At 67.4% G+C, this 13,360-nt stretch carries 13 protein-coding genes; 1 reads left to right on the top strand and 12 read right to left on the bottom strand.

Going from position 1 to position 13,360, the window contains the following annotated elements:
* Positions 1-14: 14 nt before the first annotated feature.
* Positions 15-668: a lipoyl(octanoyl) transferase LipB gene (gene lipB, locus FHR38_RS23625; RefSeq protein WP_184536720.1), complete on the top strand. Its 654-nt coding sequence runs from the start codon at positions 15-17 to the stop codon at positions 666-668.
* Positions 669-858: 190 nt separating this feature from the next.
* Here the strand turns inward: lipB and FHR38_RS23620 are convergent, their stop codons facing one another.
* The 12 genes from FHR38_RS23620 to FHR38_RS23565 form a co-directional block, all read right to left on the bottom strand.
* Positions 859-1,953 (bottom strand): LacI family DNA-binding transcriptional regulator, encoded by a 1,095-nt coding sequence (locus FHR38_RS23620; protein ID WP_221449156.1) that lies wholly within the window; start codon positions 1,951-1,953, stop codon positions 859-861.
* A 252-nt stretch (positions 1,954-2,205) separates the two neighbouring features.
* Complete coding sequence (locus FHR38_RS23615) at positions 2,206-2,532, bottom strand: DUF6385 domain-containing protein (RefSeq protein WP_184536719.1); 327 nt, start codon at positions 2,530-2,532, stop codon at positions 2,206-2,208.
* Positions 2,532-3,491, bottom strand: a complete 960-nt coding sequence (locus tag FHR38_RS23610) for a DUF6772 family protein (protein WP_184536718.1) — start codon at positions 3,489-3,491, stop codon at positions 2,532-2,534. Before FHR38_RS23610 ends, FHR38_RS23615 begins: the two co-directional genes overlap by 1 nt.
* Positions 3,492-3,501: 10 nt before the next feature.
* A complete protein-coding gene (locus FHR38_RS23605) occupies positions 3,502-4,959 on the bottom strand; it encodes a mannitol dehydrogenase family protein (protein WP_221449155.1) in 1,458 nt (485 codons plus the stop codon).
* A gap of 2 nt (positions 4,960-4,961) precedes the next feature.
* Positions 4,962-6,290 carry an FAD-dependent oxidoreductase gene (locus tag FHR38_RS23600; protein ID WP_184536717.1) on the bottom strand — a complete coding sequence of 443 codons (1,329 nt, stop codon included), beginning with the start codon at positions 6,288-6,290 and terminating at the stop codon, positions 4,962-4,964.
* Between the two features lie 64 nt (positions 6,291-6,354).
* Positions 6,355-6,642, bottom strand: a complete 288-nt coding sequence (locus FHR38_RS23595; protein ID WP_184536716.1) for a DUF6385 domain-containing protein — start codon at positions 6,640-6,642, stop codon at positions 6,355-6,357.
* Between the two features lie 74 nt (positions 6,643-6,716).
* Complete coding sequence (locus FHR38_RS23590; protein ID WP_184536715.1) at positions 6,717-7,646, bottom strand: DUF6772 family protein; 930 nt, start codon at positions 7,644-7,646, stop codon at positions 6,717-6,719.
* Positions 7,647-7,754: 108 nt separating this feature from the next.
* Positions 7,755-9,293, bottom strand: coding sequence for an ABC transporter substrate-binding protein (locus FHR38_RS23585; protein WP_184536714.1), 1,539 nt, complete (start codon positions 9,291-9,293; stop codon positions 7,755-7,757).
* A 39-nt stretch (positions 9,294-9,332) separates the two neighbouring features.
* Positions 9,333-10,193, bottom strand: a complete 861-nt coding sequence (locus FHR38_RS23580; RefSeq protein WP_184536713.1) for an ABC transporter ATP-binding protein — start codon at positions 10,191-10,193, stop codon at positions 9,333-9,335.
* Positions 10,186-11,226, bottom strand: coding sequence for an ABC transporter ATP-binding protein (locus FHR38_RS23575; protein WP_184536712.1), 1,041 nt, complete (start codon positions 11,224-11,226; stop codon positions 10,186-10,188). Before FHR38_RS23575 ends, FHR38_RS23580 begins: the two co-directional genes overlap by 8 nt.
* Positions 11,223-12,116 carry an ABC transporter permease gene (locus tag FHR38_RS33310; protein WP_221449153.1) on the bottom strand — a complete coding sequence of 298 codons (894 nt, stop codon included), beginning with the start codon at positions 12,114-12,116 and terminating at the stop codon, positions 11,223-11,225. The genes FHR38_RS23575 and FHR38_RS33310 overlap by 4 nt, the downstream gene beginning before the upstream one ends.
* The gene (locus FHR38_RS23565; protein WP_184536711.1) at positions 12,113-13,036 is read right to left on the bottom strand and encodes an ABC transporter permease; all 924 of its coding nucleotides are present in this window, start codon (positions 13,034-13,036) and stop codon (positions 12,113-12,115) included. Before FHR38_RS23565 ends, FHR38_RS33310 begins: the two co-directional genes overlap by 4 nt.
* Positions 13,037-13,360 lie beyond the last annotated feature (324 nt).

Genomic DNA, 13,360 nt, shown 5'->3' with positions numbered 1-13,360 from the left:
CTAGGCTGGGCGTCGTGACCAGTACGATTTCCGGCTTGGCGGCCGTACGACTCGGGGTTGTCGAATATCAGGCCGCGTGGGACGAACAGCGCAACCTGCACGCGGCGGTGGTGGCTGGGGAACGACCCGACACCGTGCTGCTGTTGGAGCACCCGAGCGTCTACACGGCGGGCAAGCGCACCGAGCCGTGGGACCGGCCGATGGACGGCACCCCGGTGGTCGACGTCGACCGGGGCGGCAAGATCACCTGGCACGGACCGGGGCAGTTGGTCGGCTACCCGATCATGAAGCTCCCCGGGGCGGACAGCGGACAGCCGGTCGACGTCGTCGCCTACGTCCGCCGGACGGAACAGTTGCTGATCGACGTCTGCGCCGAGCTGGGCCTGGCCGCCGGACGGGTCGAGGGTCGCAGCGGGGTCTGGGTGCCGGAGGACGACCGGGGACCGGCCCGCAAGGTCGCCGCGATCGGCATCCGGGTCGCCCGAGGCGTCACCCAGCACGGCTTCTCCATCAACTGCGACTGCGACCTGACTGCCTTCGACCGGATCGTCCCGTGCGGGATCCGGGACGCCGGCGTCACCTCGCTCACCGCCGAACTGGATCGCCCGGTCACCGTGGCCGAGGTGCTACCGATCGTCGAACGCCGCCTCCCCACACTGGCTGGCTAGCCCAGGACCAGCTCGCCGAGTACGGGCCGACGTCTGATCCGTTCATGGGCGAGGTCGACGACGCGTCGGTCGCAGCGTGGGGGCGGCAACCGCAGCGCCCGATGCGGACGTCGCGCCCCTGGTAGTCGCGGACGTAACCTCATTCGGATAGCTCTCACGCGTCCCCGGCGGCACGGTTGCGGTGCCCGCGTCACGCGCCGCTCGGTCGACCTGCCTTCCCCATGGGGCGAGGTATGTTCACCACCTCGGCGGCGTGGGGGCCCGGAATCTCCCCCGACCCGCGCGTGACGAGCGTCGTCGGGACCCTGAGCGTCTCCAGTTCGAGCGGCTTGCGCGCCATTCGTGCGAGTAGACGCTCGGCCGCGAGCTCGCCCAGGCGATGTGGGTTCTGGGCAACGACGGTCACGCCCGGATCGAGCAGGTCGAGAAGCTCGACATCGTCGAACCCGACCATCGCCACCCGGTGCTGAACGCCACGCTCATGCAGCGCACGCACGACGCCGACGACCAGGCGGTTCTGCGTCGGGAAGATCGCCGTCGGCGGATCGGGGGCGTCGAGCATGGCGTGCGCCGCGAGCCGCGCCTCTTCCTCGCCGAGTAGGCCCGTGACGTCGTGGGCCGGTGGGCATTCGATGTTCCAGCGGTCGAGCTCGTCGAGGAAGCCGCGTCGCCGTTCACGGAGCGTCCAGATCTGCTGGTTGCCGCCGATGAAAGCGAGCCGCCGATGGCCGTGTTGCAGCATGTGGCGGGTCGCGATGAGCGCACCGTCGAAGTTGCAGGAGACGACCGAGTCGAAGGCGACGGACACGGCGGGGCGGTCGACGAAGACGATCGACGTGCCTCGGGCGACCTCGGCCGAGAGGTATGCCTGATCGCGGGAGACGGTGGTGAGGATGAGGCCGTCGACGCGCCGTCGCAGGAAATCCTTGACGACGGTTCGCTCCCGGCCCGGGTCCTCGTCGAAGCTCTCCGCGAGCACGACGATCGAGTGTCGGCGCATCACGGTCTCGACGCCTCGATGGATCGCGGCGGAGAAAGGATTGTCGACGCTCTCCAGCATCAGCCCGATCGCATTGGTGCGCGCGCCTGCGCGCCGCAGGCCTCCGGCGTAGACGTTGAGCTCATAGTTGAGAGCGGCGGCCGCGCGATTGACGCGCTCCCTCAGTTGATCGGAAACGTTCGGCTCGCCGTTGAGCACTCGCGACACCGTCTTCACGCCGACTCCCGCCAGCGCCGCGACTTCGCGCATCGTCGCGTAGCGGGGCGCCTCGAGTCGGTTTGACATCGATGCCTGTCTCCTCATAGATTCACTCATGGAATCGCAACATCGATCTCCGGATGCGACAGTCCATATTAGCGGCGGCGGCCTCGGACATGGCAAGCGTGGCCTCGGACGTGGCAAGTACGGCCTCGGACGTGGCAAGCACGGCCACAAGCATGGCAAGCACGGGCTCGCTGATACCGTTGCCAGCATGGCGGATTGAACGGTCGACGGTCAGTCGCATCGCACGCCTCAGCCCTGCTCCGGATGAGCCGGTCAGCCCTTGAGCGCCAGATGCACCAACAGAGTCGTCGGCTGCTCGGACGTGGACCCGGTGATGAAAAGGCGGATCCACGTGCCGAACCCGTACAGTTCCACGTCGATCAGCGAGCGGTCGCTTGGCAGGGTCAGCCGCGCACCGCGGTCCAGCCACTCCACGCCGTCGGGTGAGACCTGCGCTTGAATGGTCAGCGTGGGATGGGGCCCCTCGGTCCGCACGTAGAACAGCGCCTCGGTGGCCCACCCCGCCTCGTAGGGATGCGTTCCGAAGTCGCCCGTGAGCACCGTGCGTCGCTCGACGAGCGTGGTGGCGGAGGTGAGCATCAGACCGCTCCTCGCTTCGCGGGAAAAGTGGCACCGGTCGAGTAGACGACCGAGTCGATGTACATGTTCACGATCCGGTCCGCTCCCGCCTCGATGTAGAACACGGGATTGATGAGCTGGGTGATGCCGGCGTACTTGGGCGACAGGGTGGCCTTGAGCCCGCGCAGGTCGAAGACCTTGTCGACGCTCTGGAACTCGACATACTCGCGAGCGACGACGTCAACGGTCAGCCGCATGTACATCCAGTTCAGCTTGTCCGGGCTCTCGTTGTAGACGAGTTGCTGCGCACCACCCGGGATCCACTGGAAGCCGTCGGCGGAGCCGTCACCGTAGCGACGACCGCACCAGAGGGCATCGATCCCGACCTGCTCCCACCCGTGCTCCAGCCCGGTCCACTGCTCCCGGGTGACGCCGTCGGAGACCTGCCAGTACTGCCACTTCTTGACCAGCTCGCCGTTGACGGAATTCACGTACCGGACCCCGGGCTGCCAGCGGTGCTCCCCGTCCTGGATGTCGAACCACATCCCGAAGGCGCGGATGTCCTCCTCGCCGAGGCCCTCGCGGTCCTGGTGCGGCGTGTAGCTGTACCACGCCTCAAGTTGCACGTACCGCGCGTCCGGGTCGTTGAGCGACAGCCGCTTGATCGCGGTGCTCATGCTGCCGGCGATCGGCGGCTGCTCGTACGGGCCGGCAGCCGCCCGGGTGGGAAGCTTCAGCGAGTACGTGCCCTCCATGGAGCCGTGCGAGGCGGCGAAGCGCATCGGTGCGGCACTGAGTTGGGCCGGACCCCAGGAGCCGAGGTCGAGCCGCGACGACTGTTGCTGGAACCCGGGACCGACGAAGTTGGGCGTCAGGTCGAGCCAGCCGTTGAAGCCGAGGTCGAAGTCGTCGTAGACGACGACGTTCTCCAGGGGCTTGAACCTGCTGAGCCCGCGCTCGAACGAGATTACCTTGTGCATGACAACCGCCTTACTCGATGCCGTCGATCAGCGCGTCCGGGCCGCCGCGATCGAGGAGGTCGGCGGCGCGTTCGAAGGCGGCGACGAAACCCGGGTTCGCGGCGAACGGGGCGAGGGTGGGAACCTGCGTGAGGAAGTCGCGCTGGTCGCCGCTGGCGGCGGCGACCAGCAACGTGGCGTCCGCGTCGTCGAGGGTGAAGCGTCCCTGCGCCGCCAACCGGCAGCCGGCCCGCCAGGCCGCGATCACGGCCGCGCCGACCGGGCAGGACGAACCGGCGGCGAGCCGGTCCGCCACGACGGGCAGCAGGAACTTGGGGATGCGGTTGGAGGTGTCCACGGAGAGCCGCGCGAGCGGGTCGCGCACCTGTGGGTTGCCGAAACGTTCGAAGAGCTGCTCGATGTAGCCGGGCAGGTCGAAGCCGTCAGGCACGGTGAGGGTCGGCACCCCCTCGCGCTCGATGTACGCGCGCACGAAGCCAGCGAACCGCGGGTCGGCGCAGGCCTCGTCCACATAGGTGAAGCCGGCCAGCTGCCCGAGGTAGGCCATCGCCTGGTGCGCGCCGTTGAGCAGCCGCAGCTTGATCGCCTCGTACGGCTCGACGTCGCCGGTGAGGGTGACGCCGACCTGCTCCAGGGGCGGGCGCCCGTTCGGGAAGTGGTCCTCGACGACCCACTGGGCGAACGGTTCGCTGGCCACCGGCCAGGCGTCCTCGACCCCGAGCGTCTCCCGGACGCGGTCGAGGTCGGCCGGCGCGGTGACCGGGGTGATGCGGTCGACCATCGTGGCGGGGAAGGCGACCTCGGCGGCGATCCACTCCGCCAGCTGCGGGTCGACCAGGCGCGCGACACCTTCCACGGAGAGCCGGCTCACCTGCCCGTTGCCGGGGATGTTGTCGCAGGACAGCACCGTGAATGGGGCGATGCCCCGGGCCCGCCGTTCGCGCAGCGCCGCGACGATCCAGCCGAACGCGGTACGCGGCTGCGCCAGACCGCCGGCGACCTCCGCCGCGACGAGCGGGTCGTCCTCGGGGTTCCTGCCGTTGATCGGGTCAGCGACGTACCCGCCTTCGGTGATGGTCAGCGAGACGATGCGCACGTCGGGGCAGACCAACTGTTCCAGCACCGCCTCGGGCTGCTCCGGGGCGTACAGGAAGCGGGCGATCGAGCCGATGACCGAGATCTCGTCGGTACCGTCGGGGTGGCGCAGGGTCAGGGTGTAGAGACCGTCCTGCCCCCGCAGGGCGTCGCGCATCCGCGCATCGCCCTCCAGCAGGCCCACCCCACAGATCGCCCAGTCCCGGGCCAGCCCGACGTTCATCAGCCGGTCGAGATACATGGCCTGGTGCGCTCGGTGGAAGTTGCCCACCCCGAAGTGCACGATCCCGACCCGTACGTCCTGGTCGCCGTACTGCGGCACGGCGACGTTGTCCGGCAGCAGGCCCAGCACGGACCTCCCCAGACGTTTCACCGCTACCTCACTCCCTGGTTCACGTTGTCGAAGTCGACGACTGCACCCTGGTCGATGAGCCGCTGCCGGAGCACGCCGAAGTCCACGTCCGACATGCGGTAGCCCTTCTCCACACCGAGGGCCGCCGCGGTGCCGGCCCCCTGCCCCATCGCCATGCAGGTCGCCATCACGCGCACCGAGCCGAATCCGGGCCCGTCGGCGGAGAGACACCGCCCAGCGGTGATGAGGTTGATGCTGCCCCGGGGCACAAGACACCTGAGGGGGACGTTGTACTCCTGCCTGGGGAGCTCCAGCTCGTTCTGGTCGTTGCTGTCGTTCTGGTGGATGTCGATGACGTGCGCGCCCTTGGCGATCGTGTCGGGGAACGCCTTGGGATTGAGGACGTCGTCCTTCGTGAGTTGGTACATGCCCACGATGTGATAGGTCTCGCGTACGCCCGTCTGGATGCCCGACTTCGCCAGCCAGCAGTCCTTGAACTCCGGGAAGTTCTCGCGCATGACCTCGATGATCAGGTGCAGGTTCTCGCGCAGGCTGCATTCGGTGCGGGTGAACCACTCGGGGTCGCTGGCGTCGGTGGCCTCCCGCAACAGGTTGATGCTGACCATGCCGTCGTGGAAGAACCCGTTGATCCACGGGCCACCGAAGACCGGGATCTTTCCCTGTGCGTTGAGCTCGGCGAGTCTGCCCCGGATCACGTCGGAGACCGGCAGGACGCCGTCGACGGCGTCCTCGAAGAGCGGGGACAGCGCGTCGGTGTCCACGCCACCGAGCTGGAACCACAGGGAGGCGGGCTGCAGCACGTCACCCTTGACGGTCTCGAAGCCGGCGGCCCGCACGATGTCGGCGTCACCCGTGCAGTCGACGACCACCTTGCCCTCGTAGGCGACCCGTCCCGCCTTGTTCTCCACGATGACGTGGGTGACGCGGCCGTCGTTCGTGATGCAGCCGGACACCCAGGAGTGGTAGAGCAGCGTCACGCCACTGTCGAGCAGGAGCCGCTGCGCCGCGAGCTTCAGGATCTCGTCGTTGATCGGGTAGTTCCCGCTGTCGCGTGAGACGTCGGCGCCGCCCAGCTCGGCCGCGTTCCGCAGGAGTTCGAAGGGGATGCCGCCGATGTGTTGTTTGCCGTTGTGGCGGAACTCGCTGATCGGAGTGACCAGCGCGCTGGTCGACATGCCGCCGATGAAGCCGTACCGCTCGATCAGCAACGTCCTGGCACCGTTGCGCGCCGCTGCCACGGCGGCGGTGAGGCCCGCGGGGCCGCCGCCACACACGACGACGTCATAGCTGCCGACGACCGGAACGTCCCGGGGTGGTTCGGTGATGAACACTCTTCGCTCCATTGATGCGGGGCGGAACATGGCGGCGTGGTCGCCGCCATGTTCCGCGCCCTGCTCAGCCCTTGAGATTCACGTGCACGAGCACCCGCGCGGGCTGCTCGCTCGTCGCACCGGTGATGACGACCCGCAACCAGTTGCCGAACGACGCCACGGGCACGTCCACGAGCGACTGCGAGGCAGGGAGTGTCGCGCCCGCCCGACGGATCCAGTTGACGCCGTCCGGCGAAACCTCCACCGCGACGGTGAGGTCGGGATGGTCGCCCTCGGTCTGCACGAAGAACACCGCTTCGGTCGCCCAACCTGCCTCGTAGGCGAGCGTCGCGAAATCGTCGGAGATCCTCACCCGCCGGGCGAGAACCGATGTGTTGGTTGTCTGCATTTTTCCTGTCTCTCAGAGGTGACGGTCCGGACCCTGCATCACTCGGTCGAGTACACGACGGAGTCGATGTAGAGATTGACGGAGCGGTTCGTGTCGGTCTCGACGAAGAAGACAGGGTTGATGAGGTTGTCGATCGAGTGGTAGCCCGGCACGAGGGTGGGCGAGATTCCGCGCAGATCGAAGACCTTGTCCATGCTCTGCAGTTCGACGTACTCGCGCTTCTCGACGTCCACCGTCAACCGCAGGTAGAGCCAGTTGATCTTGTCGGGGCTCTCGTTGTAGAGCAGGTCCTGCTCGCCCCCCGGCACCCACTGGTACCCGTCGGCGGAGCCGTCGGCGAACCGCCGGCCGTACCACTGGTTGTCGATCCCGGGGACGCACCAGCCGTCGGCGACACCGAAGTTCCAGTCCTCCGGCGTCACATCCGGGCCTACCTGGTAGAACTGCCACTTCTTGACGAGTTGGCCGCCGAGCGAGTTCACGTAACGCACGCCGGGCATGTACCGGTACTCGGGATCCTGCACGTCGAAGAAGAAGCCGATCGCGCGGATGTCCTCCTCGCCCTTGCCCTCACGGTCCTGTACGGGTGTGTACGAGTACCAGGCCTCGATCTGGATCAGGCTCGGGTTACCGAAACTCGAGAGCCGCTTGATGGCGTGCCCCATCGAGCCCGGCGCCGGCGGTTCGGTGTGTGCCCGTCCGGTCGGTGCCGTCGTGAGCTTGAGGGAGTAGGTGCCCTCCATCGAGCCATGCGACGAGGCGAACCGCATCGCCCCCGAGCTGAGCTGGTTCGGTGCCCAACTCGAAAGGTCCACGACGCTGGGGAACGACTCGTAGTTGTCGTAGACGTAGTTCGGTGTCAGGTCCAACCAGCCGTTGAACCCGGTGTCGAAGTCGTCGTATGTGATGACGCGAGCGAGCGGATTGAAGCGCTCGAGGCCGCGGTCGTAGCTGAGGAATTTCTGCATCGAGGGGCTCCACGTTCAGGATCTGACTGCGGGACAGTTGGAGACTGCGGCCATGTGGGCGTGGGGACGGTGGCGGGTGTGCTCGCCCCCACGCCCACCCGGCTCGGACTAACTGGTCAGGTAGACCGTGCTCCAGTCGTAGTTCTCCGTCGGTGTGAGGTTCAGGCCCTGCACCGTCTTCTTGGCCGCCACGTTGATGTTGTTCTCGAACAGCCCGATGCCGGGCACGTCCTCGGCCAGGATGTTGGCGATCTGCTGGTACAGCGGCTTGCGCTGCTCCAGGTCGGTCGTCTGGCGGGCCTTGGCCAGCAGCGCGTCCAGTTCCGCATTGCAGTAGCCGAGGCGCTTCGCGCTGCACGGGTACAGGCGGTTCAGGGTGAAGTCCGCGTCACCGGTGGTGGTCAGGTTCGAGTTCACGATCATGTCGAAGTCGCCGGGGCTGGCGATGTTCTTCAGGAAGGTCGCCTGGTCGTCCGACTTCGGGGCGACGGTGACGCCGATGGCCTTCCAGTCGGAGATCATCGCCGCGATGATCTGGTCGTAGCCCGTGTTCGCGACGCTGTAGTCGATGGTGGTGCTGAACCCGTTCGGGTAGCCCGCCTCGGCGAGCAGCTTCTTCGCGCCCTCCGGGTCGTGCTTCGGGGCGTTCGTGGGCGACACACAGCCGAAGGCCGCGGAGGGGCAGAGCGCGGTCATCGTGTCCGCTGTCTCGCCCAGGAGCGCCTTGACGATCTTCTCCTGGTCGAGCGCCTGCCACAGGGCCTTACGCACCTTGACGTCGTTGAACGGGGCACGGTTGTTCTGGAACCACAGGAACGTGTACGTGTAGCTGGGGATCTGCGAGAAGGTCACGTCCGACATCTCGCGTACCGTCGGGATCTGGTCGTTGGTCACGCCGGCGACCACCTGCGCCCCGCCGTTGGCCAGCGCCGTGATCCTGGCGTTCGTGTCGGTGACCACCTTGAACGTCAGCGTCTTGAGGTTCGCCTTGGTGCCCCAGTAGGTGTCGTTCCGGGTCAGCGTGATGTGGTCGTTCGCGACGAAGTCGCTGATGACGAACGGCCCGGTGCCGATCGGCTTGGCCCAGTAGCTGTCCTCGCTGGCGTGCGCCTCCTGGCCGATGAAGATCATCGAGAGGACGCCCAGCAGCGTGCCGGTCGGAGCACTGGTGCGGATGGTGAAGGTCGTCGGGTCGTCCGCGGTGTAGGACGAGACGACCGCCAACTGCGTGGCGAGCACCGACTTCATGGCGATGTAGCGGTCGAAGGTGGCCTTGACGTCGGCGGAGGTGAACGGCGTGCCGTCGCTGAAGGTCACCCCCGTGCGGAGCTTGAACTGCAGCGTGGTCGGGTCCGTCCACGTCCAGGAACTCGCCAGCTTCGGCTGAGGCTGTGACTTGCTGTCAAGTGTCACCAGCGTGTCGAACACGTTGGTGCTCATCTGCATACGGCAGTTGTCGAAGTTCTCGGTGGGGTCGAGGCTTGTGCATCCATAGTTCAGGACGTACGTCAGGTTCTGCTGATCGTCCGACAGCCGCGTGCCGGACGTACCGTCGCCGCTGCCGCCGCTGCCGCAGCCGGCGAGCGCCAAGGCGAGGGCGGTGGCCGCCGCAGCGAGCCCCGCCAGTCCCTTACGGGAGCGCACCATTGCTTCTCCTTCGTAAATATGCCTTTACTTCTGCCCGACCTAGGCTGCGGGTTCACCGGTGGGGTGACGGCCTTCGTCGGCCTGCTCCAGCCATGGGCGCACGACTGGCACGGCGGCCAGTAGTGCTTTGGTGTAGTCGTGTCGGGGGTGTTCGAAGATCTCGCGCGCATTGCCCTGTTCCACGACGTGGCCGTGGTGCAGGACGAGTACGCGGTCGCAGAGGTGTTCGATGACGGACAGGTCGTGCGAGATGAAGAGGTAGGCCAGCCCGAGTTCTTCCTGCAGGTCGTCCAGCAGGTTCAGCACCTGTGCCTGGACGGACACGTCGAGCGCGGAGACCGGCTCGTCACAGATGATCACTTTGGGCCGCAGGGCGAGCGCTCGGGCAATCCCGATGCGCTGTCGCTGACCGCCGGAGAACTGGTGGGGATAGCGATCCGAGTAGTCGGGGTTGAGTCCGACCCGATCCATCAGCTTCTTGACCTCGGCCGTCCACTGGTCGTGCGGCACGATGTCGCGGTGCACCCGCCATCCCTCGGCGATCAGGTCGCGGACCGTCAGCCGAGGGTTCAGCGAGGCGTACGGGTCCTGGAAGACCATCTGCATGTCGCGTCGGACGGGCTTCAACTGCTTTCGGGAGTAGCCAGTGATGTTCCGCCCTTCGAACTCGATCACGCCGTCGTCCGGCTTCACCAGGCCGATCACGGCGCGCGCGACCGTCGACTTGCCGGAACCCGACTCGCCGACGAGACCGACCGTCTCGCCCGGGTTGATGTCGAAGGTCACGTCGCTGACGGCGACGTTCGCACTGATCTGCCGCTGGAGCAGCGACGACCGGATCGGGTAGGCGACCTTCAGGTGCGCGACGCGCAGCAGCGGAGCGGATTCGGTCTCAGCCATGAGTCAGCACCTCCTCGGAGAAGTGGCACGCCGCCTCGTGGCCGGCTGGCCACGTCGTCGGGGTGCGCAGGGCCGGCACCTGCTCCCGGCACAGGTCGGCCGCGAACGGGCACCGTGGGTTGAAGGCGCAACCGCTCGGCAGGGCCAGGAGGTTCGGCGGCGACCCGACGATGGGCTTCAGCCGTCCCCCGATGCTCGTCTGGCTCGGGATCGACTCGAGCAGACCCTTGGTGTACGGGTGCGCCGGGTGGTCGTACATGTCCCGCACCGTGCCCGTCTCCACGATCCGACCGGCGTACATGATGGCCGCACGAGTGGCCACGTCGGCGACCACTCCGAGGTCGTGGCTGATCAGGATCATCGCCATGCCGGTCTCTGCCTGGAGGTCGGCGAGGAGCGACAGGACCTGCTTCTGGACGGTGACGTCCAGCGCCGTCGTCGGCTCGTCCGCGATGAGCAGCTTCGGCCCGAGCGCGATCGCCATCGCAATCATGATCCGTTGCCGCTGACCCCCGGAGAACTGATGTGGGTAGTCGCGGATCCGGGTCTCCGCATCGGGGATGCCGACGCGCTTGAGCAGTTCCAGGCTCTTCGCCCAGGCCTCCCGGCGGCCCATTCCGCGGCGGCGCCGGAACGGCTCCGCGAGCTGGGCGCCCACGCGGAACACCGGGTTCAGCGAGCTGAGCGGGTCCTGGAAGATCATGGCGATCTCCGTGCCGCACAGTTCGCGCACCGCGGGGACGCGCTCGGCAGCCAGGTCGCGTCCGCCGTAGAGGATCTTGCCACCGACGATCGAGCCGGCGGGCTTCGGCAGCAGCGCCATGATCGACTGGGCGATGGTCGACTTGCCGCAGCCGGACTCGCCGAGGACGGCGAGCGTCTCGCCGGCCCGGACGTCGAAGCTGACGTTGTGCAGTGCGCGGGCCACCCCCGCCGCGGTGGAGAACTCCACCGTCAGGTCCTGCACGCTCAGCAGTGGCGCGTCCGTGGGCGCGGCGGACGGGGCGGTGCCCGGTGGTGTCTTCGTCATCATGCGCTCCGCAGCCGGGGATCGAACTTGTCACGCAGGGCGTCGCCGAGGATCCCGAAGGCCAGCATGAGGATGACCAGCACGATGCCGGGAAGGGTCGAGATCCACCAGGCGGTCGACAGGTACTGCGTGCCGTTGTAGATGGTGCTGCCCAGGCTCGGGGTGCCGAGCGGCACGCCCACACCGAGGAACGACAGCGACGCCTCGGTGAGGATGACCTGGGCGAACTGGGTGGTCGCCACCACGATGACGGGCGCCATACAGCCCGGCAGCAGCGTACGGAACATCAGGTGCCAGTTGCCGGCACCCAGGGTGCGGGCCGCCTCGACGTACTCCCGGCTCTTCAGTCCGAGGACCTGGCTACGGGCCACCCGGGCGAACACGACCCAGTTCGAGATCGACAAGACGATGATGATGTTCCCGACGCCCTGGCCGAGCACCGAGGCGACGAGGATCGCCAGCAGGATGGAGGGGAACGCGAGCTGGATGTCCGCGATGCGCATGAGCGCCGCGTCGAGCCAGCCACCAAAGTGTCCGGCGAGCAATCCCAGCAGCACCCCGACGATGCCGGAGATGACGAGCGTCGCCACACCGACGAGGAGCGAGACCCGAGCGCCGGCCATGATCTGCGCGAAGAGGTCCGAGCCGATCTGGTCGGTACCCAGGATCGCGGTGCCGCCCTCCGACGTCACCGTCCCCGGTGGCTTCAGCCGGGACAGGAGGTCCGCCTGCAGCGGGTCGTACTGGTAGACGAGCGGAACCACAATGGCGCCGACCACGATCAGGCCGATGACGACCAAGGGCACGACGATGCGGACGGTGACGCCCCGGCGGGCCCGGCGGGCGCGCCGCATCGTCGCGTTGACGGCGGGTGCGGGTGCGGGTGCGGTCACTTTGCGAGCCTCACTCGTGGGTCGAGGAACCCGTAGGTCAGGTCCACTACGAGGTTGATGAGCACAAAGACGGCTGCGATCACGAGGACACAGGCCTGCGCGACGTTGTAGTCCCGCCCCTGGAGGGACATCACGAGGAGCCGGCCGATCCCCGGAAACGTGAACACGGTCTCGGTAACGGCCGCACCGCCGAGCAGCGTGCCGAACTGCAGACCCACGATCGTGACCACGGGGATCGCCGCGTTCCGGATGGCATGCGGGAAGATCACGATCCGTTCCGAGAGGCCCTTCGCCCGCGCGGTCTGGATGTAGCCCTCGCCCATCACCTCGAGCAGACCGTTGCGGATCATCCGGGTCAGGACCGAGACGAACGGCAGCGCCAGCACGATCGTGGGCAGGATCAGGTTTTTCCAGCTGTCGAGGCCCACGCTGGGCAGCCACTTCAGCTTCCGCGAGAAGACCAGCAGCAGTACGACGCCGATCCAGAAGTTGGGCAGCGCCTGGGTGAACAGCGACCCGGTGGTCACGGTCCGGTCGACCAGACCGTTCACCCGCAGCGAGGCCAACAGCCCGAGGGGGAAGCTGAGCACCAGGGCGAGGGCACACGCCAGGACTGCCAAGAGGGCGGTGTTGGGCAGCACCTGCCCGATCAGGTCCATCGCCGGGACCCTCTGCTGGTACGAATCACCAAAGTCGCCGGTCACGGCACCGCCGAGGAACTTCCCGTACTGCACGAGTATCGATTCGTCGAGGCCCATTTTCTGGCGCAGTGTGGCGAGCTGCTCGGGGGACGCGTCAGAGCCGGCGATGAGCAGGGCCGGGTCAGCCGGGACGAGCCGGACGATGACGAAGACCGCGGTGGCCACGCCCCAGAGCACGAAGACGGCGAGCACCAGACGCCGGATCACGTAGCCGAGCACTACTCACCACCTCTTCCTCGAAATCCGGACCGATCCCGAAACCGCCGGGCGTCCCTGACCCCGGGTCTCGTCGCCCGCGCAACCCCGGTCGTCGTGACGGGACCCGAGCGCTGGATTGACAACGGTGTCACGGCCGGAACAGTAGTCGACCGTATGCCGCAGCAAAAGCACCGATGCTGAACTGAGATATTGCCTTGACTCGCACCCGGCACGTTGGGGGGCCCAGTCATGACAGCGGTGTCAGGCGGCCTACCCTCTCCGGTTATGGATCGATCCCGGGGCCGTCTTGTCGCCGTTGGATGCCGCCGTCACGGTGTCCAACAC

The organism is Micromonospora polyrhachis, assembly GCF_014203835.1.
Taxonomy (GTDB): Bacteria; Actinomycetota; Actinomycetes; order Mycobacteriales; family Micromonosporaceae; genus Micromonospora_H; species Micromonospora_H polyrhachis.
Note: the sequence above shows the minus strand (reverse complement) of the source record. Positions and strands in the feature narration are given on the sequence as shown.

Excerpts from the sequence above, each read along its gene's own strand:
- FHR38_RS23585 (WP_184536714.1), bottom strand. The coding sequence starts at position 9,293 with ATGGTGCGCTCCCGTAAGGGACTGGCGGGGCTCGCTGCGGCGGCCACC.
- FHR38_RS23615 (WP_184536719.1), bottom strand. The coding sequence starts at position 2,532 with ATGCTCACCTCCGCCACCACGCTCGTCGAGCGACGCACGGTGCTCACG.
- FHR38_RS23610 (WP_184536718.1), bottom strand. The coding sequence starts at position 3,491 with ATGCACAAGGTAATCTCGTTCGAGCGCGGGCTCAGCAGGTTCAAGCCC.
- FHR38_RS23620 (WP_221449156.1), bottom strand. The coding sequence starts at position 1,953 with ATGTCAAACCGACTCGAGGCGCCCCGCTACGCGACGATGCGCGAAGTC.
- FHR38_RS23590 (WP_184536715.1), bottom strand. The coding sequence starts at position 7,646 with ATGCAGAAATTCCTCAGCTACGACCGCGGCCTCGAGCGCTTCAATCCG.
- FHR38_RS23580 (WP_184536713.1), bottom strand. The coding sequence starts at position 10,193 with ATGGCTGAGACCGAATCCGCTCCGCTGCTGCGCGTCGCGCACCTGAAG.
- FHR38_RS23575 (WP_184536712.1), bottom strand. The coding sequence starts at position 11,226 with ATGATGACGAAGACACCACCGGGCACCGCCCCGTCCGCCGCGCCCACG.